The organism is Streptomyces sp. NPDC007896 (assembly GCF_042959425.1).
Lineage (GTDB): Bacteria > Actinomycetota > Actinomycetes > Streptomycetales > Streptomycetaceae > Streptomyces.
On the sequence record NZ_JBIBKX010000002.1, the window covers coordinates 149500 to 172157 of the forward strand.

Here is a 22658-nt window from a genome sequence, read left to right on the forward strand (position 1 = left end):
ACCTTCTTCTTTCCTCTTCCGGTAAATGCTGCCCCGGGTCTGCGGATTCTGACCCAGTTCTGCAACGGACCGTATTGAAGGGGAAGTGCGCACTCGAACAGTCTTGTGGCTCCGAGCGGAGTCTGGGGAGGTTCATCGTGCGCAAGGTGCTCATCGCCAACCGTGGCGAAATCGCTGTCCGCGTGGCCCGGGCGTGCCGGGATGCCGGGATCGCGAGCGTTGCCGTGTATGCGGAACCAGACAGGGACGCGTCGCATGTCCGGGCGGCGGACGAGGCGTTCGCTTTGGGCGGTGACACCCCCGCCACCAGCTACCTGGACATCGCCAAGGTCCTCCAGGCCGCCAAGGACTCCGGCGCGGACGCCATCCACCCGGGCTACGGCTTCCTGTCGGAGAACGCCGAGTTCGCCCAGGCGGTCCTCGACGCCGGCCTGACCTGGATCGGCCCGCCCCCGCAGGCCATCCGCGACCTCGGCGACAAGGTCGCCGCCCGCCACATCGCCCAGCGCGCCGGAGCCCCCCTCGTCGCGGGCACCCCCGACCCGGTGAACGGCGCCGACGAGGTCGTCGCCTTCGCCCAGGAACACGGGCTGCCGATCGCGATCAAGGCGGCCTTCGGCGGCGGCGGACGCGGCCTGAAGGTCGCCCGCACCCTCGAAGAGGTCCCCGAGCTCTACGACTCCGCCGTCCGCGAGGCGGTGGCCGCGTTCGGCCGCGGCGAGTGCTTCGTCGAGCGCTACCTCGACAAGCCCCGCCACGTCGAGACCCAGTGCCTGGCCGACACCCACGGCAACGTCGTCGTCGTCTCCACCCGCGACTGCTCCCTGCAGCGCCGCCACCAGAAACTGGTGGAAGAGGCCCCGGCGCCGTTCCTGTCGGACGACCAGGTGGCGGAGCTGTACTCCTCCTCCAAGGCGATCCTCAAGGAAGCCGGCTACGTCGGCGCCGGCACCGTGGAGTTCCTCGTCGGCATGGACGGCACGATCTCCTTCCTGGAGGTCAACACCCGCCTCCAGGTCGAACACCCCGTCACCGAGGAAGTCGCCGGCATCGACCTCGTCCGCGAGATGTTCCGCATCGCCGACGGCGAGGAACTCGGCTACGGCGACCCCGCCCTGCGCGGCCACTCCTTCGAGTTCCGCATCAATGGCGAAGACCCCGGCCGGGGTTTCCTTCCGGCCCCCGGCACGGTCTCCACCTTCGCGCCGCCCTCCGGTCCCGGCGTCCGCCTGGACGCGGGTGTGCAGTGCGGCAGCGTGATCGGCCCGGCCTGGGACTCTCTGCTCGCCAAGCTGATCGTCACCGGCGCCACCCGCGAGCAGGCGCTCCAGCGCGCCGCCCGCGCCCTCGAGGAGTTCGAGATCGGCGGGATGGCCACCGCGCTGCCCTTCCACCGCGCGGTCGTCAAGGACCCGGCCTTCGCCCCCGAACTGACCGGTTCCACCGATCCGTTCACGGTCCACACCCGCTGGATCGAGACCGAGTTCGCCAATGGCATCCCGCCTTTCACCGACCTCGCCGAGGCGGCGGATGCGGAGGACGAGCCGGGCCGCGAGTCCGTCGTCGTCGAGGTCGGCGGCAAGCGCCTGGAGGTCTCGCTGCCCTCGTCGCTGGGCATGTCGCTGGCCCGCACCGGCCTCGCCGCCGGCGCCAAGCCGAAACGCCGCGCCGCCAGGAGGTCGGGCCCGGTCGCCTCCGGTGACACGCTCGCCTCGCCCATGCAGGGCACGATCGTCAAGGTCGCGGTCGAGGAGGGCCAGGAGGTCAAGGAGGGCGACCTCGTCGTCGTCCTGGAGGCCATGAAGATGGAACAGCCCCTCAACGCCCACCGCTCCGGCACCATCAAGGGTCTCACCGCCGAAGTGGGCGCGTCCGTCGCCTCGGGCGCCGCCATGTGCGAAATCACCAGCTGAATTCCCCGGCATTGCTTGGCATTGCCCGGCATTCTCCAGCGAAATTCTGAACCGGTCTGACAATTCCCTGACACGGGGAATATTGAAACCGCTCGTACCGCCCAAGATACTGAATAAGAGCTTTCGTCAACTGTTGTGTGGTGGGCCCCGAGGAGAGGGAAACGTATGTACAGCACGCTGATTGTGGCTCGGATGGATCCCGGGTCGAGCGTCGACGTCGCGAAGATTTTCGGTGATTTCGACGACACGGAAATGCCGCACCGCATGGGCACGCGCCGGCGCCAGCTCTTCCAGTACCGGGGTCTGTACTTCCACCTCCAGGACTTCGACGCGGACAACGGCGGCGAGCTGATCCAGCACGCCCGGCACGACCCCCGCTTCATACAGATCAGCGAGGACCTGAAGCCGTTCATCGAGGCGTACGACCCGGCCACCTGGCGCTCCCCGGCCGACGCGATGGCCACACGCTTCTACAACTGGGAGGCGTCCGCGTGACCGGCCGACGAGTTGTCATCACCGGTATCGAGGTGCTCGCCCCCGGTGGTGTCGGGGCGAAGAACTTCTGGAACCTGCTGAGCGAGGGCCGTACGGCCACCCGCCGCATCACGTTCTTCGACCCCAGCCCGTTCCGTTCCCGGGTCGCCGCCGAGATCGACTTCGATCCCGCGGAGCACGGACTGCGCCCGCAGGAGATACGCCGGATGGACCGCGCCGCGCAGTTCGCGGTGGTCGCGGCCCGCGGCGCGGTCGCCGACAGCGGTATCGACATCGACGCCTACGACCCGTACCGCGTCGGCGTCACCATCGGCAGCGCGGTCGGCGCGACCATGGGGCTCGACGAGGAGTACAACGTCGTCAGCGACGGCGGCCGGCTCCACCTGGTCGACCACGCCTACACGGCCCCGCATCTGTACAACTACCTGGTCCCCAGTTCCTTCGCGGCCGAGGTCGCGTGGGCCGTGGGCGCGCAGGGCCCCAACACGGTGGTCTCCACGGGCTGCACGTCCGGCATCGACTCGGTCGGGCACGCCGTGGAATTGCTCCGCGAGGGCTCCGCCGACGTCATGATCACGGGTTCGTCCGACGCCCCGATCTCGCCGATCACGATGGCGTGCTTCGACGCGATCAAGGCGACGACGCCCCGGGACGACGTACCCGAGCGCGCCTCGCGCCCCTTCGACGGGACCCGCAACGGGTTCGTCCTCGGTGAGGGTGCCGCCGTGTTCGTCCTGGAGGAGCTGGAGAGCGCCAAGCGGCGCGGCGCGCACATCTACGCCGAGATCGCGGGCTATGCGACGCGCTCGAACGCGTACCACATGACGGGTCTGCGCCCGGACGGGGCGGAGATGGCCGAGGCCATCACGGTCGCGCTCGACGAGGCCAGGATGAACCCGACCGAGATCGACTACATCAACGCGCACGGCTCGGGCACCAAGCAGAACGACCGCCACGAGACCGAGGCGTTCAAGCGGAGCCTGGGCGACCACGCCTACCGGACCCCGGTCAGCTCGATCAAGTCGATGGTCGGGCACTCGCTCGGCGCGATCGGCTCCATCGAGATCGCCGCGTCCGCGCTGGCGATGGAGAACCACGTCGTGCCGCCCACGGCCAATCTCACCACCCCCGACCCCAAGTGCGACCTCGACTACGTGCCGCTGGTCGCCCGTGAGCAGCTCACCGACGCGGTGCTCACGGTCGGCAGCGGCTTCGGGGGATTCCAGAGCGCCATGGTGCTGGCGCGTCCCGAGAGGAGCGTGGCATGACCACCACGGTGGTAGTGACCGGTCTGGGCATCGCCGCCCCCAACGGACTGGGCACACAGGACTACTGGGCCGCCACCCGGACCGGCAAGAACGGCATCGGGCGGGTCACCCGCTTCGACCCGTCCTCCTACCCGTCGACCCTGGCGGGCGAGGTGCCCGGTTTCGTCGCCGCGGACGTGCTGCCGAGCCGGCTGCTGCCGCAGACCGACCACATGACGCGGATGGCGCTGGTCGCCGCCGAGTGGGCGCTCGCGGACGCGGGCATCGACCCCAAGGAACTGCCCGAGTACGACATGGGCGTCGTCACGGCCAGTTCCTCGGGCGGCTTCGAGTTCGGGCAGGGCGAGCTGGAGAAGCTGTGGAGCCAGGGCAGCCAGTACGTGTCCGCGTACCAGTCCTTCGCCTGGTTCTACGCCGTCAACAGCGGTCAGATCTCCATCCGCAACGGGCTCAAGGGCCCCAGCGGCGTCATCGTCAGTGACGAGGCCGGCGGTCTCGACGCGGTGGCGCACGGCCGGCGGCTCATCCGCAAGGGCACCCCGATGATCGTCTCCGGGGGCGTCGACGCGTCGATCTGCCCCTGGGGCTGGGTGGCGCAGATGGCCGGCGACCGGCTGAGCACCAGCGACGAGCCGACCCGCGCCTACCTGCCCTTCGACGCCGACGCGGCCGGATACGTTCCGGGCGAGGGCGGCGCCATCCTGATCATGGAGTCGGTCGAGTCGGCGTGCGGGCGCGGCGCCAAGATCTACGGCGAGATCGCGGGCTACGGCTCGACGTTCGACCCGCGGCCCGGCAGCGACCGCGAGCCCGCCCTGCGCAAGGCGATCGAGCTCGCCCTCGCCGACGCGGGCACCGCCCCCGAGGACGTCGACGTGGTCTTCGCGGACGCGGCGGGCGTGCCGGAGCTGGACCGTATCGAGGCCGACGCGATCTCGGCGGTCTTCGGGGTCCGGGGCGTCCCGGTCACCGCGCCCAAGACGATGACGGGCCGGCTGTACTCCGGCGCGGCCCCGCTCGACGTCGCCACCGCGCTGCTGGCCATCGAGGAGGGCCTCATCCCGCCGACGGTCCACATCAACCCCGACGAGGAGTACGGCCTCGACCTGGTCCTCAACCAGTCGCGCACCGCCCAGGTGCGCACCGCCCTGGTCCTGGCCCGCGGTTACGGCGGCTTCAACTCGGCCGTCGTGGTCCGCGCCGTGGACTGACCGGCGCTCCCTCTGCCCCCAACGCCCCGAGACCCCCGACTGAACGATCCATTTCGACCTGGGAAGGAACCCACGTGTCCACTTCGGAATTCACCCTGGACGACCTGCGCCGCATCCTCCAGGAGGGCGCCGGCGTCGACGAGGGCGTCGACCTCGACGGCGACATCCTCGACGAGCCGTTCGAAGTCCTCGGCTACGAGTCGCTGGCCCTCCTGGAGACCGGCAGCCGTATAGAGCGCGAGTACGGGATCGTCCTCGACGAGGACCTGCTGACCGACGCCGACACCCCGCGCGCCCTCATCGAGGCCGTGAACCAGCAGTTCGGCGCCGACGAGCCCGCCGCCGCCTGACGCCCGACGGCGTTCCCGGACCGGGCGAAACCTTTCACCTGACCTCGTGACCTCGTGACCTCGTCCGGTCCGGCTCCGCCGCAGCCCCGCAGAAGCAAGCGCAGTCCCGCAGAACAAGAGGGAGAGGAAGCACATGTCAACGCTGGAAAAGCGGGTCGCTCTCATATCGGGGGCCACCAGCGGCATCGGCCTCGCGTCCGCGCGGGCGCTGGCCGCGGCCGGCCACCGCGTGTTCATCGGCGCCCGCAGCGCGGACAACGTCGCCGAGACCGTCAAGGTCCTCCAGGAGGAGGGCATCGACGCCGACGGCACGGTCCTCGACGTCCGCGACCCCGCCTCGGTCGGCGCCTTCGTGCAGGCCGCGGTCGACCGCTTCGGCACCGTCGACGTCCTGGTCAACAACGCCGGCCGGTCCGGTGGCGGCGTCACCGCCGACATCGAGGACGAGCTGTGGACCGATGTCATCGACACCAACCTCAACAGCGTGTTCCGGCTGACGCGGGAGGTGCTCAACACCGGCGGCATGCGCCACAAGAGCCGTGGCCGCATCATCAACATCGCCTCCACGGCCGGCAAGCAGGGCGTGGTCCTGGGTGCCCCCTACTCCGCCTCGAAGCACGGCGTGGTCGGTTTCACCAAGGCCCTCGGCAATGAGCTCGCCCCCACCGGCATCACCGTGAACGCCGTCTGCCCCGGTTATGTCGAGACGCCGATGGCCCAGCGCGTGCGCGCCGGATACGCGGCCGCCTACGACACCTCCGAGGACGCCATCCTCGAGAAGTTCCAGGCCAAGATCCCGCTCGGCCGCTACTCCACCCCCGAGGAGGTCGCCGGCATGGTCGCCTACCTCGCCTCCGACACGGCCGCCTCGGTCACCGCGCAGGCCATCAACGTCTGCGGCGGACTCGGCAACTTCTGAGCACCCCCACCGACCGGCAGCCCGTACCCAGCCATGGAGAAGAAAGCGTCATGACGACCCGTGAGGTAGAGCACGAGATCACGATCGCCGCGCCCGCACCGGCCGTGTACCGGCTGCTGGCGGAGGTCACCAACTGGCCCCGGATCTTCCCGCCCACCATCCACGTGGACCGCGTGGAGCACGACGGCTCCCAGGAGCGGATACGGATCTGGGCCACCGCCAACGGCGAGGCCAAGAACTGGACCTCGCGCCGCGAACTGGACCCCGAGGCCCTGCGCATCACCTTCCGCCAAGAGGTGACCGCCCCGCCGGTCGCCGCGATGGGCGGCACCTGGATCATCGAGCCGCTCGGCGAGAACGAGTCCCGGGTACGGCTGCTGCACGACTACCGCGCCGTCGACGACGACCCGCACGACCTCCTCTGGATCGACCAGGCCGTCGACAAGAACAGCCGCTCCGAGCTGGCCGCGCTGAAGAAGAACGTCGAGTTCGCGCACGCGGCGGAGGAGGTGACCTTCTCCTTCGAGGACACCGTCTACGTCGACGGTTCGGCGAAGGACGTGTTCGCCTTCATCAACGAGGCGAACCTGTGGTCGGAGCGTCTGCCGCACGTCGCGACGGTCCGTCTGGAGGAGGACACCGTGGGGCTCCAGACCCTGGAGATGGACACCCGGGCCAAGGACGGCTCCGTCCACACCACAAAGTCCTACCGGGTGACCTTCCCCCACCAGCGCATCGCGTACAAGCAGGTCACCCTGCCCGCCCTGATGACCCTGCACACCGGTCACTGGACCTTCCAGGACACCGACCAAGGCGTCGCGGCGACCTCCCAGCACACCGTCACCCTCAACACGGACAACATCGAGAGCATCCTCGGCTGCGGGGCCACCGTCGCCGACGCCCGCGAGTACGTCCACACGGCCCTGTCCACCAACAGCCGGGCCACCCTCACCCACGCCAAGGCCTTCGCAGAGAACAGGCGTTGACGATGACGACGGACCATCAGGACACCGACACGACCATCCTGGACACCGACGTCCTCGTGGTCGGAGCGGGCCCCGCCGGGCTGATGCTCGCCACCGAGCTGAGGCTGGGCGGCGCCGAGGTGGTCGTCGTCGACCAGCGCCCCGGTCCGACCACCGAATCCCGGGCCTCCACCCTGCACGCCCGCACGATGGAGATTTTCGACTCCCGCGGGCTGCTGGACGAGCTCGGTACGCCGCCGTGCGAGCCGCGCGGTCATTTCGGCGGCGTACCGCTGGACCTGACGCTGCCCAGCTCGCACCCCGGGCAGTGGAAGGTGGCGCAGACCCGCACCGAGGAGCTGTTGCAGCGGCGGGCCGCCGCGCTGGGCGCCGATCTGCGGCGCCGGCACCAGCTGCTGTCCCTCACGGCGGAGGACGGGGTGGAGGCCGAGGCCATCGGTCCCTACGGTCCCGTCCGCATCCGGGCCCGCTACCTGGTCGGCTGCGACGGCGAGGACAGCACCGTACGGCGTCTGGTCCGGGCCCCCTTCCCGGGCCGGGACGCCGCACGCGAACTGCTGCGCGCCGACGTCTGGGGCGTCGAGGTCGCCGACCGGCGCTTCCAGCGCCTGGAGCACGGGCTCGCCATCGCCGCCACCCGCGAGGGGGTGACCCGGGTGATGGTCCATGAGTTCGGGCGGCCCGCCGCCGAACGCGGCGGCGCCGAACCGGACTTCGCGGAGGTCACCGACGTCTGGAAGCGCGTCACCGGCGAGGACATCAGCCAGGGCACCCCCCTGTGGGTCAACGCCTTCGGCGACGCCAACCGGCAGCTCTCCCGCTACCGGCACGGTCGCGTCCTGTTCGCCGGGGACGCCGCGCACCGGCAGATGCCGAGCGGCGGACAGGCCCTCAACCTCGGTGTCCAGGACGCCTTCAACCTCGGCTGGAAGCTCGCCGCCGTCGTCCGCGGCAGCGCGGGCGAGGACCTCCTCGACACCTACCACTCCGAGCGCCACACCGTGGGACGCCAGGTCCTCGCCAACATCCGGGCCCAGGTCGAGCTGCTGCTCGGCGGCCCGGAGGTCGAACCCGCCCGCGCCCTGCTCACCGAACTCGTGGCCCTGGACGGCGTACGGCAGCACCTCGCCGGGATGATCAGCGGCCTCGGCATCCGGTACGACGTCGAGGGCGTCGAGAGCGTCGAGGGTCGCGGCGCCGGGGGCGACGACTTCGGGGCCGGCGCCGCCAAGGGCGTCGGCGTCGGCCCCGAGATCCACTCCGACAAACACCCGCTGCTCGGGCGGCGGTTGCCGGACGCGTGGCTGGAGTCCGCGGAGCGTGGCGCGCGGCGCCGTACGACCGAACTGTTGCGCACCGGTCGCGGGTTGCTGCTGTCCCTGGACGGGGACGGCGCCCCGGCGCTGCGCGCGACGGCGGCCCCCTGGTCGGACCGGATCGCCTTCGTCGCCGACCGCCCCGCGGCCGACGGCCCGCTGCCGATCGGGCAGGCCCTGCTGGTACGGCCCGACGGCTACGTGGCGTGGGCAGGTTCCGATTCCGGTCCGGCCGGTCAGGCCGGTCAGGCCGGTCTGGAGCAGGCGCTGACCCGCTGGTTCGGCGCCCCGGCCGCCGACGACGACTGAGAACGACCGCCCGGCCCGTCACCGACGAGCACAGGCGCAGCACGGACCAGCACAGGCACAGCTCGGACCAGCACACGCGCAGCTCGGACCAGCACACGCACAGCTGAGGCACCGCACGTCACCCACCGATGCGACGCGCGCCCGGGCGCGCGAGGAGAGGACACCCATGGACGCGCAGATGGACGCGGACGTCATCGTCGTCGGCGCCGGCCCGGCCGGGCTGATGCTGGCCGGGGAACTGCGGCTGGGCGGGGTGAGTGTCATCGTCGCCGAGCGGCTGGCGCGGCCCACCGGACAGTCGCGCGGGCTCGGGTTCACCGCCCGCGCCATGGAGTCCTTCGACCAGCGCGGCCTTGTCCCGCGCTTCGGCGGGCTGGAGAAGAGCCCGATGGGCCACTTCGGCGGGGTGCAGTTCGACTACACCGTGCTGGAGGACGCCCACTTCGGAGCCCGTGGCGTCCCCCAGTCCCGGACGGAGGCGGTCCTGGAGGAGTGGGCGCGTGAGCTCGGCGCCGACATCCGGCGGGGCTGGGAGTTCCTGGCGCTGGAGCAGGACGGGACCGGGGTCACCGTCACCGTGGCCGCGCCCGACGGCGAGCGCAGGCTGCGCGCCGCGTACCTGGTGGGCGCCGACGGTGGGCACAGCCCGGTGCGCAAGGCCGCGGGCTTCGACTTCCCCGGTACGCCCGCCACCCGCGGCATGTACCTCTCGGATGTCGTCGGCTGCGAGATCCCGCCGCGTTTCCTGGGCGAGCGGCTGCCCGGCGGCATGGTGATGGCCGCCCCGCTGAAGGAGGGCGTGGACCGGATCATCGTGTGCGAGCACGGCACCCCGCCGGCCGACCGCAGTGAGACCCCGGAGTTCGCCGAAGTGGCGGCGGCCTGGGAGCGGTTGACGGGTGAGGACATCTCCGGCGGTGGCGCGGACTGGGTCAGCTCCTTCACGGATGCCACCCGCCAGGTCACCGAGTACCGGCGCGGGCGGGTGCTGCTCGTCGGCGACGCCGCGCACATTCACCTGCCGGCCGGCGGCCAGGGACTGAGCACCGGTGTCCAGGACGCGGTCAACCTCGGCTGGAAGCTCGCGGCGACCGTCCAGGACCGGGCCCCCGAGGGACTGCTCGACACCTACCACGACGAGCGTCACGCGGTCGGCGCGCGGCTGCTGATGAACACCAAGGCACAGGGCACGGTCTTCCTCGGCGGCCCCGAGTCGCAGCCGCTGCGCGATCTGTTCGCCGAGCTCATCGGCCTCGACACGGTCAAGCGGCACCTCGCCGGGGTGGTCAGCCACCTCGACGTCCGCTACGACCTCGGGGACGCCGGAGACTCGCTGGTCGGGCGCCGGCTGCCGCCGCGGGCGCTGAACACCGCCGTCGGCGAGGTCCGTACACCCGAACTTCTCCACGCCGCCCAGGGCGTACTGCTCGACCTCGCCGACGACTCCGTGCTGCGCGAGGCGGCCGCCCGCTGGAAAGACCGCGTCACCGTCGTCACCGGTACCCCGCAGGACCCGGCCGCGTTCGGCGGCGCCGCCGCGGTGCTGGTCCGCCCCGACGGCTATGTGGCCTGGGCGGACACCGGCTCGGCGGAGCTGTGCGCGACGCTGCACCGCTGGTTCGGCGCGCCCGAAGCCCGCTGAGAACCACCACCGGCATCCGTTCCACACGAGAGCACGAACACGAGAGCACGAACACGAGAGGAAGTACCCCAGTGAGCGTTCCCACGGTCGAGACCATCCCCTCGTCCGTAACCGGTTCGGCCATGCCCACGATGTCCCCGGGTGTGCGCCCCGTCGCCCTGGCGGCCGGTGACGTCACGCTCTCCGCGCTGATCGCCCAGCCGTCCGGGCCACCGCGGGCCACGGTCGTCGCGGTGCACGGGGGAGGAATGAGCGCCGGGTACTTCGACGGGCAGGCCCACCCCGACGTCTCCCTGCTCGCCCTCGGCGCCCGGCTCGGCTACACCATGGTCGCCGTCGACCGGCCCGGCTACGGGCTGTCCGCCGCGGACGCCCCGAGCGGTCAGAGCCTGGCCGAGCAGTCCGCGGCGCTGCACGCGGCGTTGCGGCACCTGGCCGGCCGCGCCGAGACGGGCGCCGGGGTGTTCCTGCTCGCGCACTCCTTCGGCGGCAAGCTCGCCCTGACGTACGCCGCTTGCCAGGCCGGCGATCCGGATCCGGCCGTACCGCCGCTGCTCGGGCTCGACATCTCCGGGCTCGGCCGGGACTACGCGGTCGACCACCCGGAGGGCGGCCCCGACCCGCACCAGCACCGGCACTGGAAGCGGAACTGGGGTGCCCTGCGCTTCTACCCGCCGAACACCTTCCGCGAGGCGGAGGCCCTGGTCGCCCCGATGCCCCCGCGCGAGCAGGCCGAGGCACTTCAGTGGCCGCGGCGGTTCCCGGTCGCGGCGGCGGCCGTGCAGGTTCCGGTGCGGCTGACGTTCGCCGAGCAGGAACTGTGGTGGCACCACGACGAGGACACCGTCGCCGACCTCGCCGCGCACTTCGCCTCGGCCCCGTCCGCCGCCGTCGACCGTCAGCCCGGTGCCGGGCACAACATCAGTCTCGGCTGGGCCGCCCGCACCTATCACCTGCGCGCGTTCGCGTTCTTCGAGGAATGCCTCGCGCGCCGGTCCGCGGGCGCGTCCGTGACCCCTTGATGCCATGACGACCACACGGCCCAAGGCCAGGGACACGGCGAAGAGGGGCAGGAGGGCGGCGGGCGGCGGCACCCGTCGTACGCCCTTCCGGTCCCTGGCCGTGCGCAACTTCCGGCTGTTCGCGGCCGGCCAGGTCGTCTCGGTCGCGGGCACCTGGATGATGGTCACCGCCCAGGACTGGCTGGTGCTCTCCCTGACAGGGGACTCCGGCACGGCCCTGGGCACCGTGACCGCGCTCCAGTTCACCCCACTGCTGCTGTTCACGCTGTACGGCGGCCGGCTCGCCGACCGCCACGACAAACGGCTGCTGCTCACCCTCGCCAACCTCGTCTCTGGCGTCCTCGCGCTGGCGCTCGCCGTGCTCGTCCTGGCGGGCTCCGCCCAGCTGTGGCAGCTGTATCTGTTCGCGCTGGGCCTCGGCACCGTCAACGCGGTCGAGGTGCCCACCCGGATGGCGTTCGTCAGCGAGATGGTCGGCCCCGAGCTGCTGCCCAACGCCTCGGCGCTCAGCGCCGCCTACTTCAACACCGCCCGCGTGGTGGGTCCCGCCCTCGCCGGACTGCTGATCAGCGCGGTCGGCGCGGGGACGGCCATGCTGCTCAACGCGGCCAGCTATCTCGCCACCGTGACCGGGCTGCGCCTGATGCGCCCGGGGGAACTCCTGCGCACGGCCCCGCCGGAGCGCGGGGTCAAGGTGGTCGACGGGCTGCGGTACGTGCGCGGGCGCCGCGACCTGTTCGTGCCGCTGGCGCTGGTCGCCGTGGTCGGCCTGTTCGGCTTCAACTTCCAGCTCACCCTGCCGCTGCTCGCCAAGACCGTCTTCCACTCGGGCGCGACCGCGTTCGGGCTGCTGACCACGGCGTTCGCCGCCGGTTCGCTGCTCGCCGCCTTCGCCACCACCGCGCGCAGCGCCCGCCCGGCCGCCCTGACCGTCACCGCCTCCGCACTGGCCTTCGGGCTCCTCGAGACGGCGGCAGGCTGGTCGCCCACCTACGTGTGGGCGGCCGTGCTGCTGTTTCCGACCGGCTTCGCCACCCTCTACTTCGCCCAGGCCGCCAACCACCGCATCCAGTTGGGCAGCGACGCCGCCTACCGCGGCCGGGTGATGGCGCTCTACACGCTCATCCTGCAAGGACTCACCCCACTCGGCGCCCTCCTCGTGGGCTGGCTCACCGTCCGTCACGGTGCGCGCTCCGGCCTGTACGTGGGAGGGCTCGCCTCGGCGGCGGCGGCGCTCGCGGTGCTGCTCGCGGGGCGGACACGTCGATTCCCTCCCAGCCACCGGCCGGAACCGGCACTCCTCGGGCCCGGCCCTCTCCCTGAAAGGCAGCCCCATGAGTCCCCTGAGTGACGACACCCCGTGCAGTTGGCTCGACCGGCTCCCGGACCCGGTCCAGCTGCGCGCCATGACCCCCGACGCGCGTGCCCACACCATCGGCCACTGTCTGCGCCTCGAACTGCACCACCTGCTCGCGGTCCCGCCGGGGCACCGGCTCTCGCCCGGTCTGCCGCTGCGCGGCCAGGGCCTGGACACGCTCGACGCCCTGCACCTGGGGCGTCGGATCCGGCGCGCCCTCGACGCCGAGGTGCCCGCCGAGGTGCTGCGGGAGAGCACCGTCGGCGAGCTGACCGCGTTGCTCGCCCGCTGACCGAACCGTCTTTCCTCTTGATCCACTTGAATGGGAGATCCGTACATGGAGCCCGCGATACCCATCGAACTGGGCGGCCGGCTGATGGAGCTGGCCGAACGCAAGGACATCGCCCGTGCCGGGCAGGACCCGAAGGCGACCGAACGACAGCACGCCAAGGGCAAGCTGACCGCTCACGAGCGCATCGAACTACTGCTGGACAAGGGCAGTTTCCAGGAGGTCGAACCGCTGCGCCGGCACCGGGCGACCGGCTTCGGCCTGGAGGCGAAGAAGCCCTACGGCGACGGTGTGATCACCGGCTGGGGCACGGTCGAGGGCCGTACGGTCTTCGTCTACGCCCATGACTTCCGTGTCTTCGGCGGCGCGCTGGGCGAGGCCCACGCCTGCAAGATCCACAAAATCATGGACATGGCCATCGCCGCCGGGGCGCCGCTGGTGTCCCTCAACGACGGTGCGGGCGCCCGCATTCAGGAGGGTGTCTCCGCGCTCGCCGGGTACGGCGGCATCTTCCAGCGCAACACCCGGGCCTCCGGCGTCATCCCGCAGATCAGCGTGATGCTGGGCCCGTGCGCGGGCGGCGCGGCGTACTCGCCCGCCCTGACCGACTTCATCTTCGCCGTCCGGGACATCTCGCAGATGTTCATCACCGGGCCCGACGTGGTCCGCGCGGTCACCGGCGAGGAGATCAGCCAGAACGGGCTCGGCGGCGCGGACGTGCACGGCGCTGTCTCCGGAGTGGCGCACTTCGTCCACGACGACGAGGAGAGCTGCCTCGCCGAGGTGCGCTATCTGCTGTCGCTGCTGCCGTCCAACAACCGTGAGCTGCCGCCGCGCCACGTCAGCGGTGACCCGGGCGACCGGTCCGGGGACGTGCTGCTCGACCTGGTGCCGCACGACGGCAACCGCTCGTACGACATGCGCGGGGTCGTCGAGGAGCTCGTCGACGACGGCGACTACGTGGAGGTGCACGCGGGCTGGGCGCCGAACATCGTCTGCGCGCTGGCCCGGATCGACGGCCACACCGTCGGCATCGTCGCCAACCAGCCAGCCGCCATGGCGGGTGTCCTGGACATCAAGGCGAGCGAGAAGGCCGCGCGGTTCGTGCAGTTCTGCGACTCCTTCAACATCCCGCTGGTCACGCTGGTCGACGTGCCCGGCTTCCTGCCGGGCGTGGACCAGGAGCACGAGGGCATCATCCGGCGCGGCGCCAAGCTGCTGTACGCGTACTGCAACGCGACCGTGCCGCGGGTCTCGGTGGTGCTGCGCAAGGCGTACGGCGGCGCGTACATCGTGATGGACTCCCGCTCCATCGGCGCCGACATCGCGCTGGCCTGGCCGACCAACGAGATCGCGGTCATGGGGGCCGAGGGGGCCGCCAACGTGGTCTTCCGGCGGGAGATCGCGGCCGCGGACGATCCCGACGCGATGCGTCAAGAGAAAATCGACCAGTACAAGGAGGAGCTGGTCCACCCTTACTACGCCGCCGAACGTGGGCTGGTCGACGACGTCATCGACCCGCGCGAGACCCGGGCGGTCCTGGCCCGTTCGCTCGCCATGCTCGCGGCCAAGCACGCCGAGCTGCCGCGCCGCAAGCACGGCAACCCGCCTCAGTGAGCAGGGAGGAAACCATGAGCATCCAGCGCCCCGCCCTTGTCCCCGTTCCCGATCCCGCCCCCGATCCCGTCCTGGAACCCGCGTCCGGTCCGCTTTTCCGGATCGAGCGCGGCTGCCCCTCCCCGGAGGAGTTGGCCGCGCTGACCGCGGTACTGATGGCCGTCACCGCGGGCCCCGGCGTCGCACCCGACGACACGGCCCGCAAGCACCAGGTCGTCGCCCTGTGGCGCCGCCCCGAACGCGTCACCGGCTTCGACGGCCCCCGCACCTGGCGAGCGGCGGCCTGAACCCGTCACGGGCACCACAGCCCGAAGGGGCCGGAGAGTTCACCAGAACTCTCCGGCCCCTTGGTCGTGCCCCCTCAGGGGCGCGGGGAACTGCGCGACCAGCCCACGACAACCCGCACCCTGAGCCCGACCCGCAGTCCCCCCATCTCCTCAGCGCTCCAGATCCCCATGCTGAGCAGGATCCCGGAGCATCGACCGCAGCCCCGGTTCCATCTCCACAAGACGCTCCACCGCGTCCGGGGCGTAGAGATAAGCGGTAGGCACGGCGCGAAGGGCGACGGGCCGATCTCCCGCCCCGGCCAGCGCCACCGCCGCGATGTGGGTGGAACACAGGGGCAGGTTGCCCACCACCCAACCCGTCGGCCGCTCGGCCAGCCCCGCCTCACCGAGGTAGTCGAGGTCGGCTCCCCGGGTCAGCCCGGTGCCCAGCCCCTTCAGATACGCCTCCTTGCGTGTCCACAGGCGGCCGAAGGCCATGGTCCGTTCGTGCTCGGGAATCTTCCCGAGCTCCTCCCGCTCGGCCGGATGCAGCGCCGGCAGACACGCCTCGGCGGTCTGGGGCGACGGCAGCCGCTGGACGTCGGCGCCCACCCGTGACTCCGCCACCACCACGATCGCCAGGCCGTGGCTGTGCGAGAGCGAGAACTGGGGGGCGCCGCCGGGCACGCCGAGCACCACGGGCTTGCCGTGGCGTTCACCGTTGCCGTTGTACCGCTCGCCGGCGAGGTTGAGCCGGCTCGGTTCGATGCCGGTGTAACCGGCGAGGACCCGGCGCAGTCCCACGTGCGCCGCGGCGTACATCTGGCGGTCGTCGGGCCGCCGATAGGAGTCGGCCCGACCTCTCTCGTACGCGTCGAGCTCGTCGTACGGGACGTCACGCGGCGAGTCGGGCGGTGGCAGCAGCCACACGTCCAACTCCCCTCGCGCTACGGCGAGCCGGCGCACCGTCGGGGTCAACGGCGGCCCTCCGCGTGAGCCTTGGCATGGTTCAGGGTGGCCAGGCTGTTGGTGGACAGAGCGGTGTGGACGTACTCGCGCGCGTCGGCGACGGTGGCGGTGTCACCGAGGATGCTCTCGATGTTGTCCGTGTTGAGGGTGACCGTGTGCTGGGAGGTCGCCGCGACGCCCTGGTCGGTGTCCTGGAAGGTCCAGTGACCGGTGTGCAGGGTCATCAGGGCGGGCAGGGTGACCTGCTTGTACGCGATGCGCTGGTGGGGGAAGGTCACCCGGTAGGACTTGGTGGTGTGGACGGAGCCGTCCTTGGCCCGGGTGTCCATCTCCAGGGTTTGGAGCCCCACGGTGTCCTCCTCCAGACGGACCGTCGCGACGTGCGGCAGACGTTCCGACCACAGGTGGGCCTCGTTGATGAAGGCGTACACGTCCTTGGCGGACCCGACGACGTGGACGGTGTCCTCGAACGAGAACGTCAACTCGGCGTCGGCGTATTCGCGTTCCGCGTTCTCCTTCAGCGCCGCGAGTTCCGCGACGGCGCTCCGGTCGATCTCGGCGCCGATCCGGTCCAGGGCCCCGGGGTCGTCGTCGGCGGCCCGGAACTCGTGCAGCAGCCGTACTCGGGACGCGTTCTCTCCGAGCGGTTCGACGAGCCAGGCGCCGCCGAGGCCGGCGACGGGGGCCGTGGTGACCAGGTGCTGGAAGTTGACCCGCAGCTTGGCGGGTTCGACGATCCGGCGCAGCGGACGGCAGCGAGGTTCGCCCGCCGCGGTCGGTGCGGTCTCCCAGATCGTCAGCCGCTCCTCGCCCTCGGGAGCCTCCTCGTACTCGACGTGGATGACCGAGGGGAAGATCCGCGGCCAGTTCCCCACCTCGGCGATCAGCCGGTGGACGGTGTCCGCCGGGACCGCGATGGTGATCTCGTGCGCGACTTGGCGCATGCCCGGGTGTTCCATGCGTGCTGTCTCCTCGTCCTGGTGTGGCGCGCGGGGGCGGGACGGGAACGGGAACGTGACGGACAGAAAAGCCGCTGCCGGGTGGGGGATTCCCGGCAGCGGCCAGCCAGTGGGGATGGGAACGCGCCCGTGCGTCCGCGTCCGTGCGCGATCTGTCATACGTGCTTCTGTTGTGCGTGGGTCTGCCGTGCGGGCGGGGCTGCCATGTCTTCAGAGCCGCCGTGCGGGTGTTTCACGTGAAACAACGTGCAGACCCGGTGACGGGCCGACCGCCGCCCGACCGGTCGGCCCGCCACCGGGTGGCTCACTCGCCCGCGGAGCGGGTGTGGACGACCTGGTAGGTGTTCTCGTCCTGCCAGGTCTGGAGCGCGGCGACGCGGGCGTCGACCTTCTGGCGCTCCGGGGAGCGCTCGCCCTGGGGCACGGAGCGGAAGGCGTCGTACGCCTCCTTGCTGTCCCACTGGGAGTAGACGACGACGAACTTGCCCTCGATGCCACGGGCACGCAGGCCGCGCAGCACCGTGTGGGTGCGGTAGCCGGGGACGTCGACCAGCCACGTCTGGGACTCGCCCAGGGCGTCGATCAGGTCCTCCTGGTTCTCCGGCAGCACGCCGAACAGCTCGATGGCCGTGTAGTCGTCGCGGGACGGGGAGATCTCGGTGACGCCGCCCAGTTCCGGCTTCTGCTGCGTGAAGGCGATCTCGTTCTGGAGCAGACGGATCGAGGTGGTGATCTCACCGAAGAGCGGGAGGGTGCGGTGCTTGAACTCCTCACCGGCGTAACGGCTCTCCAGGTCCTCGGTGCTGCGCCACTGGATGAAGTTGGCCGTTCCCGGCTTGTCCTGCCCGGCGTGGACCGTGCTGGATATCCAGCCCTCGTAGGCCGCCGTGTCGACGATCTGGCGCATCGCGGCGAGCAGCTTGACCTGCTTCTCGGCGGCGTCGGTCGAGAACAGGTTGAGAACGGTCAGGTGCTGACCATCGGCTGCGATCTTCGGCATTCTCTCGTCTCTTCCGTTCGAGGAAATGGGAGTGCGAATGAAGGTGCGGGTGGAGCTACGAATGGAGCTACGAATGCAGCATGGCAAGAAGATCTGCCCATGTGAAAGGGTCGGCACTTCAGGATTGGCGGCGCTTTTGTCAATTGTTTGAGTGCGGTGTCAGATCTTTCTCAACTTCGTCAGGGCTGTGAAAAGCGGCCTTGGTTGCCGATTGGCGCGGGCGCCATGCTCGGGTAATGCAGCCAGGCCCGGAAGTATTAGAGATATCCACTCTCCTTGACCGGTACCTCATCGGTCTCGACGACGACGAACTCGACGACGCGTGGGCGCGGGGGCTCTTCACGAAGGACGCCCTGGTCGAGTTCCCGATGAGCCGGCACGAGGGCCTCGACGGACTCGCCGGCTACCACCGTGACGCGCTGGCGGCCTTCGCCGCCACCCAGCACCTCGGTTCGCCCGCGGTCGTCGACCTCGACGACGCCGGTGAGCGGGCCGTGCTGCGCGCCAACCTCGTCTCGACGCATGCGCACCACCCCGGTGCGGCGGACGAGCCCCTGTTCCAGGTCGGCACCCTCGCGACCGGCGAAGCCCGCCGCGCCGCGGAGGGCTGGCGGCTCTCCTCCCTGACCTTCCGCGTGCTGTGGACCCGCGGCACCCCGCCCCGACCCCGGGAGCCCCAATGACGACGCTGGCGGCGGCCAGTCCCCAGGACATGAAACTCGCGATCATGCTTGCCGACATCGGCGTGGTGCTCGTGGCCGGCGCCGCACTCGGCCGGCTCGCGCAGAAGCTGCGTCAGCCGATGGTGGTCGGCGAGATCACCGCGGGCGTCCTGCTCGGCCCGAGCGTCCTCGGCCTGCTGCCGGGGAACCTCACCGAGCGCCTCTTCCCCGCCGACGTAAGGCCGTTGCTGTCCGCGGTCTCCCAGGTCGGTCTGATCCTGTTCATGTTCGTGGTCGGCTGGGAGTTCGAGAAGCGCCTGATCAAGCCGCACGCCCGGCTCGCCGCGGGCGTATCGCTCTCGTCGATCGCGATGGCCTTCGGCCTGGGTGTGGCGCTGGCCCCCTTCCTTTACGACGAGCACTCCACGGTGGCCGGACACCACATCTCCTTCGTCGCGTTCGCCACCTTCATCGGCACCGCGATGTCGGTGACCGCCTTCCCCGTCCTGGCGCGGATCCTCACCGAGAACAAGCTCCTGGACACCCGGGCCGGTTCGCTCTCGCTGGCCAGCGCCGCCATCGACGACCTGCTCGCCTGGTGCCTGCTGGCCTATGTCTCGGCCCTGGTCACGGCGAACGGGAACTACTCCGACCTCGCCCGCATCGGCCTCTGCAGCGCGCTCTACGTGGCCGGGATGCTGCTGGTCGTACGGCCGCTGGTGGCCCGGCTGGTATGGCGCTGGGCTGCCACCGAGCGCTGGTCGGCGCTGCTCGCGGTGCTGTGCGCGGGCGCCCTGACCTCGGCCTGGCTGACCACCTGGATCGGCATCCACGCCATCTTCGGGGCCTTCCTGTTCGGGTTCGTGATGCCCCGTGAGCCCGCCATGGTTCTCGCGGAGCATCTGCGCAAGCCCATGGACCACGTCAGCGTCGTGCTGCTCCCGGTCTTCTTCATCGTCACCGGGCTCGGCGTGGACCTCGGTTCGCTCACCGCCGGTGACCTCGTCGCGCTCGTCGCGATCATCGTCGTGGCCTGCGCCGGCAAGCTGGTCGGCGCCATCCTTCCGGCGCGGCTGGCCGGGTTCTCCTGGCGTGAGTCGAAGGACCTGGGGCTGCTGATGAACACCCGGGGCCTGACCGAACTCATCATCCTCAACGCCGCCGTCAGCCTGGGCGTCCTCGACACCCGCATGTTCACGATGCTCGTGATCATGGCGCTCGTCACGACGGCGATGGCGGGTCCGCTGCTGTCCAGGCGCCGCCCGGTGCCGGCCGTCGTGCCCGAGCCGTCCGAGCCGTCCGAGGCCCCGGCTTCGCGCGCCGCCTGATCAGGAACGCCCCCGGCACCCCCGTAACCGGGCACCCCGAACCCGGTACCCCCAACCCCCGAACTCCGTAACCGCGTAACTCCGTAACCCCGTATCCGAGAACGAGAGGGCTGTCGTGATCCCCGTTTCGCAAGCCATCCCCGAGCAGCTCGGTCCGGTCGACGGCCGCGCGCTGCGCACCGTGTGCGGACACTTCGCCACCGGTGTCACGGTCATCACCTCGGGCAGCGGCGACAACGCCACGGGCGCCACGGTGAACTCCTTCACCTCGGTCTCCCTGGACCCGGCGCTGGTGCTCATCTGCCTGCACGACGACTCCCGGCTGCTGCCCGTGGTCCAGGAGTCCGGCGGCTTCGTCGTGAACTTCCTGACGCAGCGGCAGGAGCCCGTGGCCTGGGCGTTCGCCGGTCGGCGGACCGCCCGGATCGAGGAGGTGCCGCACCACAGGTCCGTCCTCGACCTGCCGGTGCTCAGCGAGGCGCTCGCGCATCTGGAGTGCCGGCTGGTCACCGAGTACGACGGCGGCGACCACACCATCCTGCTGGGCGAGGTCGTCGGTCTGCGCGCGCCCTCCGAGGCCGAACAGGAGGACCCGCTGATCTTCTTCCAGGGCTCCATGCGGACACCGGCATGGAGCTGAGGGACCTACCCGGTTCAGTGGCGGGCCGCGGCCTCCTCCGCCTCGTCGAACGCCTGCCGCGCCTGCTCCACCAGCGGCAGGTGGCCGGTCGACCAGTCGAAGAGCGACGCGAACAGCGGGGCCAGGGTCCGTCCCAGGTCGCTGATCTCGTACTCCACGCGGGGCGGCACCTCCGGGTAGTACGTGCGGATCACCAGTCCGTCCCGCTCCAGCTGGCGCAGTCGCTGCGTCAGCACCTTCGGCGTGATGGTGCCGATGTTGCGGTGCAGTTCCACGAACCGCTGGGTGCCGAAGGCGTTCAGCGTCCACAGGATCGGCGTGGTCCAGCGGCTGAACACGATGTCGAGGACCGGGGCGATCGGGCACCTCTGCGGGGTGCCGGCGCCGGCCGCGTGCGCGGCTTCGGGGCTGGTCATGACCGGCATGCCGGTCGCGTCGGCGGCGCCGCTCGCGGCCGTACGGCCCTGCGTGGCTGTGTCCTTCATTCCGACCATCACCTTCCGGGAAGTCACTTTCCTCTAGGTACCTACTATACCCAGGATGCTAGCTTCCAAGAAGCCAGCAAAGCCAGTACCTCCCTGTACGTCCCCGTCCGAGAATCCTCATGCTCCTAGGGAGTGACATGTCCATCCAAGAGTCCACCCACAGCCCCGCCAAGGCGGCGGGCGAGTCCGGGCCGGCTCGCCGCCCCGGCCTCATCCTGGCCTTCCTCTGCCTGGCCGGCTTCATGACCTTCCTCGACGTGTCGATCGTGAACGTCGCCCTGCCGACCATCGAGGACGAGCTCAACATCTCCACCACCGCTCTCCAGTACGTGGTCACCACCTACGGCATGCTCCTCGGCGGCTTCCTGCTGCTGACCGGCCGGCTCGCCGACACCCTCGGCCGCCGCCGGATGCTGCAGACCGGCCTGCTCCTGTTCGCCGGTTCCTCGCTGCTCGCCGGGGTCTCGCAGAACGCCGCGATGCTGATCGGCGCCCGCGGTGCCCAGGGCCTGGGGGCCGCGTTCATCGCCACCGCCGCGCTCAGCCTGCTGACCAACAACTTCGAAGAGGGCCCGGCCCGCAACAAGGCGCTCGGTGCCTGGGGCGCGCTCAGCGGTCTCGCCGCCGTCGCCGGTGTCACCCTCGGCGGTCTGCTCACCGACGGGCCCGGCTGGCGCTGGATCTTCTTCATCAACGTCCCGATCGGCGTCATCGGCGCCCTGGTCGCCCCGATGGTCGTCGGCGAGAGCCGCTCCGCCCAGCGGAGCAAGTCCTTCGACGTCGCCGGCGCGGTCACCCTCACCGCCGGCCTGGTCCTGCTGATCTTCACCCTCGGCCAGACCGTCTCCGACTCCAATGTCCCGACCGGCCGGGTCGTCGGCGGGTTCATCCTCTCCGCGATCCTGCTCGTCTCCTTCATCGTCATCGAGCGCCGCGCCAAGGAGCCGCTGATGCCGCTCGGCATCTTCCGCCGCCCCTCGCTGCGCGCCGCCAACGGCATCGCCATCCTGTTGCTCGGCACCTGCGTCACCCTGTTCTTCTTCGCCAGCCTCTTCATGCAGCAGGTCCTGGACTACTCCGCCGTCAAGACCGGCTTCGCGTACGTGCCGCTCGCGGTGCTCACCGCCGTCGGCGCCGGCGTCGCCTCCCAGGTCGTCACCAAGGTCGCCGCCAAGCCCGTCCTGCTGGTCGGCCTCGCGCTCGCCGCGACCGGCATGATGCTGCTGTGGCGTGCCCCGTCCGACGCCTCCTACCTGACGGACGTGCTGCCCGCCTTCGTCCTGATGGGCCTCGGCCTCGGAATGTCCTTCGTCCCGCTGCAGGTCTCCGCGTTCGCGGGGATCGAGGAGCGCGAGTCGGGTCTGGCCGCCGGTCTCATCAACACCGCCCAGGAAGTCGGCGGCGCGCTCGGCCTCGCGGTCGCGGCGACCTACGCCTTCCGCAGGGTCGACGAGCTGACGGCCAAGGCCCACGGTGTTCCCGCCCTGGTCCAGGAGGCCCGTACGACCGTCTTCCACGACGCGTTCCTCGTGGGCGCCTGCTTCGCCGCCGCCGCCTTCGTGGTGACCCTGGTGCTGCTGCCGTTCACCAGGTCCTCCGAGCAGTCCGCGGCCGTCCCCGCACACGCCTGACGGAAGACCAGAGACCGAAGTCGG

The 22658-nt window shown here is 70.8% G+C and carries 22 protein-coding genes; 18 read left to right on the forward strand and 4 right to left on the reverse strand.

Annotation, left to right across the window (positions count from 1 at the left end; all coding sequences use genetic code 11):
- Window positions 1-137 precede the first annotated feature (137 nt).
- The 14 genes from ACFZDJ_RS08315 to ACFZDJ_RS08380 all read left to right on the forward strand — a co-directional run bounded on the left by ACFZDJ_RS08315 (window position 138) and on the right by ACFZDJ_RS08380 (window position 14981).
- Window positions 138-1913 carry a biotin carboxylase N-terminal domain-containing protein gene (locus ACFZDJ_RS08315; RefSeq protein ID WP_391057085.1) on the forward strand — a complete coding sequence of 592 codons (1776 nt, stop codon included), beginning with the start codon at window positions 138-140 and terminating at the stop codon, window positions 1911-1913.
- A gap of 165 nt (window positions 1914-2078) precedes the next feature.
- Entirely contained in the window at window positions 2079-2408 is a 330-nt protein-coding gene (locus ACFZDJ_RS08320) for a TcmI family type II polyketide cyclase (RefSeq protein ID WP_054237209.1), read from the forward strand.
- Window positions 2405-3676 carry a beta-ketoacyl synthase gene (locus tag ACFZDJ_RS08325; RefSeq protein ID WP_101399151.1) on the forward strand — a complete coding sequence of 424 codons (1272 nt, stop codon included), beginning with the start codon at window positions 2405-2407 and terminating at the stop codon, window positions 3674-3676. Before ACFZDJ_RS08320 ends, ACFZDJ_RS08325 begins: the two co-directional genes overlap by 4 nt.
- Window positions 3673-4887 carry a beta-ketoacyl synthase N-terminal-like domain-containing protein gene (locus ACFZDJ_RS08330; protein ID WP_391057088.1) on the forward strand — a complete coding sequence of 405 codons (1215 nt, stop codon included), beginning with the start codon at window positions 3673-3675 and terminating at the stop codon, window positions 4885-4887. The genes ACFZDJ_RS08325 and ACFZDJ_RS08330 overlap by 4 nt, the downstream gene beginning before the upstream one ends.
- 74 nt (window positions 4888-4961) lie before the next feature.
- Window positions 4962-5237 carry an acyl carrier protein gene (locus tag ACFZDJ_RS08335; RefSeq protein ID WP_054237212.1) on the forward strand — a complete coding sequence of 92 codons (276 nt, stop codon included), beginning with the start codon at window positions 4962-4964 and terminating at the stop codon, window positions 5235-5237.
- A gap of 133 nt (window positions 5238-5370) precedes the next feature.
- Window positions 5371-6156 carry a 3-oxoacyl-ACP reductase FabG gene (gene fabG / locus ACFZDJ_RS08340; RefSeq protein ID WP_384908409.1) on the forward strand — a complete coding sequence of 262 codons (786 nt, stop codon included), beginning with the start codon at window positions 5371-5373 and terminating at the stop codon, window positions 6154-6156.
- A 50-nt stretch (window positions 6157-6206) separates the two neighbouring features.
- The gene (locus ACFZDJ_RS08345; RefSeq protein ID WP_168509678.1) at window positions 6207-7142 is read left to right on the forward strand and encodes an aromatase/cyclase; all 936 of its coding nucleotides are present in this window, start codon (window positions 6207-6209) and stop codon (window positions 7140-7142) included.
- A gap of 2 nt (window positions 7143-7144) precedes the next feature.
- Window positions 7145-8767 (forward strand): FAD-dependent monooxygenase, encoded by a 1623-nt coding sequence (locus tag ACFZDJ_RS08350; RefSeq protein WP_391057091.1) that lies wholly within the window; start codon window positions 7145-7147, stop codon window positions 8765-8767.
- Between the two features lie 166 nt (window positions 8768-8933).
- Window positions 8934-10409, forward strand: coding sequence for an FAD-dependent monooxygenase (locus ACFZDJ_RS08355; RefSeq protein WP_391057094.1), 1476 nt, complete (start codon window positions 8934-8936; stop codon window positions 10407-10409).
- A 122-nt stretch (window positions 10410-10531) separates the two neighbouring features.
- Window positions 10532-11431 (forward strand): alpha/beta hydrolase, encoded by a 900-nt coding sequence (locus ACFZDJ_RS08360; protein ID WP_384908784.1) that lies wholly within the window; start codon window positions 10532-10534, stop codon window positions 11429-11431.
- Between the two features lie 4 nt (window positions 11432-11435).
- Window positions 11436-12782, forward strand: coding sequence for an MFS transporter (locus ACFZDJ_RS08365; protein WP_391057096.1), 1347 nt, complete (start codon window positions 11436-11438; stop codon window positions 12780-12782).
- On the forward strand, window positions 12766-13080 hold the full coding sequence (locus ACFZDJ_RS08370) for an acyl carrier protein (protein ID WP_384908417.1): 315 nt from the start codon (window positions 12766-12768) through the stop codon (window positions 13078-13080). Before ACFZDJ_RS08365 ends, ACFZDJ_RS08370 begins: the two co-directional genes overlap by 17 nt.
- Window positions 13081-13125: 45 nt before the next feature.
- On the forward strand, window positions 13126-14694 hold the full coding sequence (locus tag ACFZDJ_RS08375) for an acyl-CoA carboxylase subunit beta (protein WP_067384835.1): 1569 nt from the start codon (window positions 13126-13128) through the stop codon (window positions 14692-14694).
- 14 nt (window positions 14695-14708) lie between these two features.
- Window positions 14709-14981, forward strand: a complete 273-nt coding sequence (locus tag ACFZDJ_RS08380; RefSeq protein ID WP_391057098.1) for an acyl-CoA carboxylase epsilon subunit — start codon at window positions 14709-14711, stop codon at window positions 14979-14981.
- Between the two features lie 150 nt (window positions 14982-15131).
- Here ACFZDJ_RS08380 and ACFZDJ_RS08385 read toward each other — a convergent pair whose 3' ends face one another.
- From ACFZDJ_RS08385 to ACFZDJ_RS08395, 3 genes are all read right to left on the reverse strand, one after another.
- A complete protein-coding gene (locus ACFZDJ_RS08385; RefSeq protein ID WP_384908419.1) occupies window positions 15132-15938 on the reverse strand; it encodes a 4'-phosphopantetheinyl transferase family protein in 807 nt (268 codons plus the stop codon).
- Window positions 15935-16888: an SRPBCC family protein gene (locus ACFZDJ_RS08390; RefSeq protein WP_391057100.1), complete on the reverse strand. Its 954-nt coding sequence runs from the start codon at window positions 16886-16888 to the stop codon at window positions 15935-15937. The genes ACFZDJ_RS08385 and ACFZDJ_RS08390 overlap by 4 nt, the downstream gene beginning before the upstream one ends.
- Window positions 16889-17192: 304 nt before the next feature.
- Window positions 17193-17888, reverse strand: coding sequence for an antibiotic biosynthesis monooxygenase (locus ACFZDJ_RS08395; protein ID WP_054237220.1), 696 nt, complete (start codon window positions 17886-17888; stop codon window positions 17193-17195).
- A gap of 236 nt (window positions 17889-18124) precedes the next feature.
- Between ACFZDJ_RS08395 and ACFZDJ_RS08400 the strand changes: the two genes are divergently transcribed.
- From ACFZDJ_RS08400 to ACFZDJ_RS08410, 3 genes are all read left to right on the forward strand, one after another.
- Window positions 18125-18571 (forward strand): nuclear transport factor 2 family protein, encoded by a 447-nt coding sequence (locus ACFZDJ_RS08400; protein WP_168493630.1) that lies wholly within the window; start codon window positions 18125-18127, stop codon window positions 18569-18571.
- Entirely contained in the window at window positions 18568-19878 is a 1311-nt protein-coding gene (locus ACFZDJ_RS08405) for a cation:proton antiporter (protein ID WP_391057103.1), read from the forward strand. Before ACFZDJ_RS08400 ends, ACFZDJ_RS08405 begins: the two co-directional genes overlap by 4 nt.
- Window positions 19879-19993: 115 nt before the next feature.
- Window positions 19994-20518 carry a flavin reductase family protein gene (locus ACFZDJ_RS08410; protein ID WP_235613982.1) on the forward strand — a complete coding sequence of 175 codons (525 nt, stop codon included), beginning with the start codon at window positions 19994-19996 and terminating at the stop codon, window positions 20516-20518.
- A 14-nt stretch (window positions 20519-20532) separates the two neighbouring features.
- On the opposite strand, the gene ACFZDJ_RS08415 is transcribed toward ACFZDJ_RS08410, so the two are convergent.
- Window positions 20533-20934: a winged helix-turn-helix transcriptional regulator gene (locus ACFZDJ_RS08415; protein WP_384908788.1), complete on the reverse strand. Its 402-nt coding sequence runs from the start codon at window positions 20932-20934 to the stop codon at window positions 20533-20535.
- Between the two features lie 206 nt (window positions 20935-21140).
- On the opposite strand from ACFZDJ_RS08415, the gene ACFZDJ_RS08420 reads away from it, so the two are divergent.
- The gene (locus ACFZDJ_RS08420) at window positions 21141-22634 is read left to right on the forward strand and encodes an MFS transporter (protein ID WP_384908429.1); all 1494 of its coding nucleotides are present in this window, start codon (window positions 21141-21143) and stop codon (window positions 22632-22634) included.
- Window positions 22635-22658: the final 24 nt, after the last annotated feature.

Excerpts from the sequence above, each read along its gene's own strand:
- ACFZDJ_RS08320 (WP_054237209.1), top strand. The coding sequence starts at position 2,079 with ATGTACAGCACGCTGATTGTGGCTCGGATGGATCCCGGGTCGAGCGTC.
- ACFZDJ_RS08330 (WP_391057088.1), top strand. The coding sequence starts at position 3,673 with ATGACCACCACGGTGGTAGTGACCGGTCTGGGCATCGCCGCCCCCAAC.
- fabG (WP_384908409.1), top strand. The coding sequence starts at position 5,371 with ATGTCAACGCTGGAAAAGCGGGTCGCTCTCATATCGGGGGCCACCAGC.
- ACFZDJ_RS08345 (WP_168509678.1), top strand. The coding sequence starts at position 6,207 with ATGACGACCCGTGAGGTAGAGCACGAGATCACGATCGCCGCGCCCGCA.
- ACFZDJ_RS08350 (WP_391057091.1), top strand. The coding sequence starts at position 7,145 with ATGACGACGGACCATCAGGACACCGACACGACCATCCTGGACACCGAC.
- ACFZDJ_RS08355 (WP_391057094.1), top strand. The coding sequence starts at position 8,934 with ATGGACGCGCAGATGGACGCGGACGTCATCGTCGTCGGCGCCGGCCCG.
- ACFZDJ_RS08360 (WP_384908784.1), top strand. The coding sequence starts at position 10,532 with ATGCCCACGATGTCCCCGGGTGTGCGCCCCGTCGCCCTGGCGGCCGGT.
- ACFZDJ_RS08365 (WP_391057096.1), top strand. The coding sequence starts at position 11,436 with ATGACGACCACACGGCCCAAGGCCAGGGACACGGCGAAGAGGGGCAGG.
- ACFZDJ_RS08370 (WP_384908417.1), top strand. The coding sequence starts at position 12,766 with ATGAGTCCCCTGAGTGACGACACCCCGTGCAGTTGGCTCGACCGGCTC.
- ACFZDJ_RS08375 (WP_067384835.1), top strand. The coding sequence starts at position 13,126 with ATGGAGCCCGCGATACCCATCGAACTGGGCGGCCGGCTGATGGAGCTG.
- ACFZDJ_RS08380 (WP_391057098.1), top strand. The coding sequence starts at position 14,709 with ATGAGCATCCAGCGCCCCGCCCTTGTCCCCGTTCCCGATCCCGCCCCC.
- ACFZDJ_RS08390 (WP_391057100.1), bottom strand. The coding sequence starts at position 16,888 with ATGGAACACCCGGGCATGCGCCAAGTCGCGCACGAGATCACCATCGCG.
- ACFZDJ_RS08395 (WP_054237220.1), bottom strand. The coding sequence starts at position 17,888 with ATGCCGAAGATCGCAGCCGATGGTCAGCACCTGACCGTTCTCAACCTG.
- ACFZDJ_RS08400 (WP_168493630.1), top strand. The coding sequence starts at position 18,125 with ATGCAGCCAGGCCCGGAAGTATTAGAGATATCCACTCTCCTTGACCGG.
- ACFZDJ_RS08405 (WP_391057103.1), top strand. The coding sequence starts at position 18,568 with ATGACGACGCTGGCGGCGGCCAGTCCCCAGGACATGAAACTCGCGATC.
- ACFZDJ_RS08415 (WP_384908788.1), bottom strand. The coding sequence starts at position 20,934 with ATGACCAGCCCCGAAGCCGCGCACGCGGCCGGCGCCGGCACCCCGCAG.
- ACFZDJ_RS08420 (WP_384908429.1), top strand. The coding sequence starts at position 21,141 with ATGTCCATCCAAGAGTCCACCCACAGCCCCGCCAAGGCGGCGGGCGAG.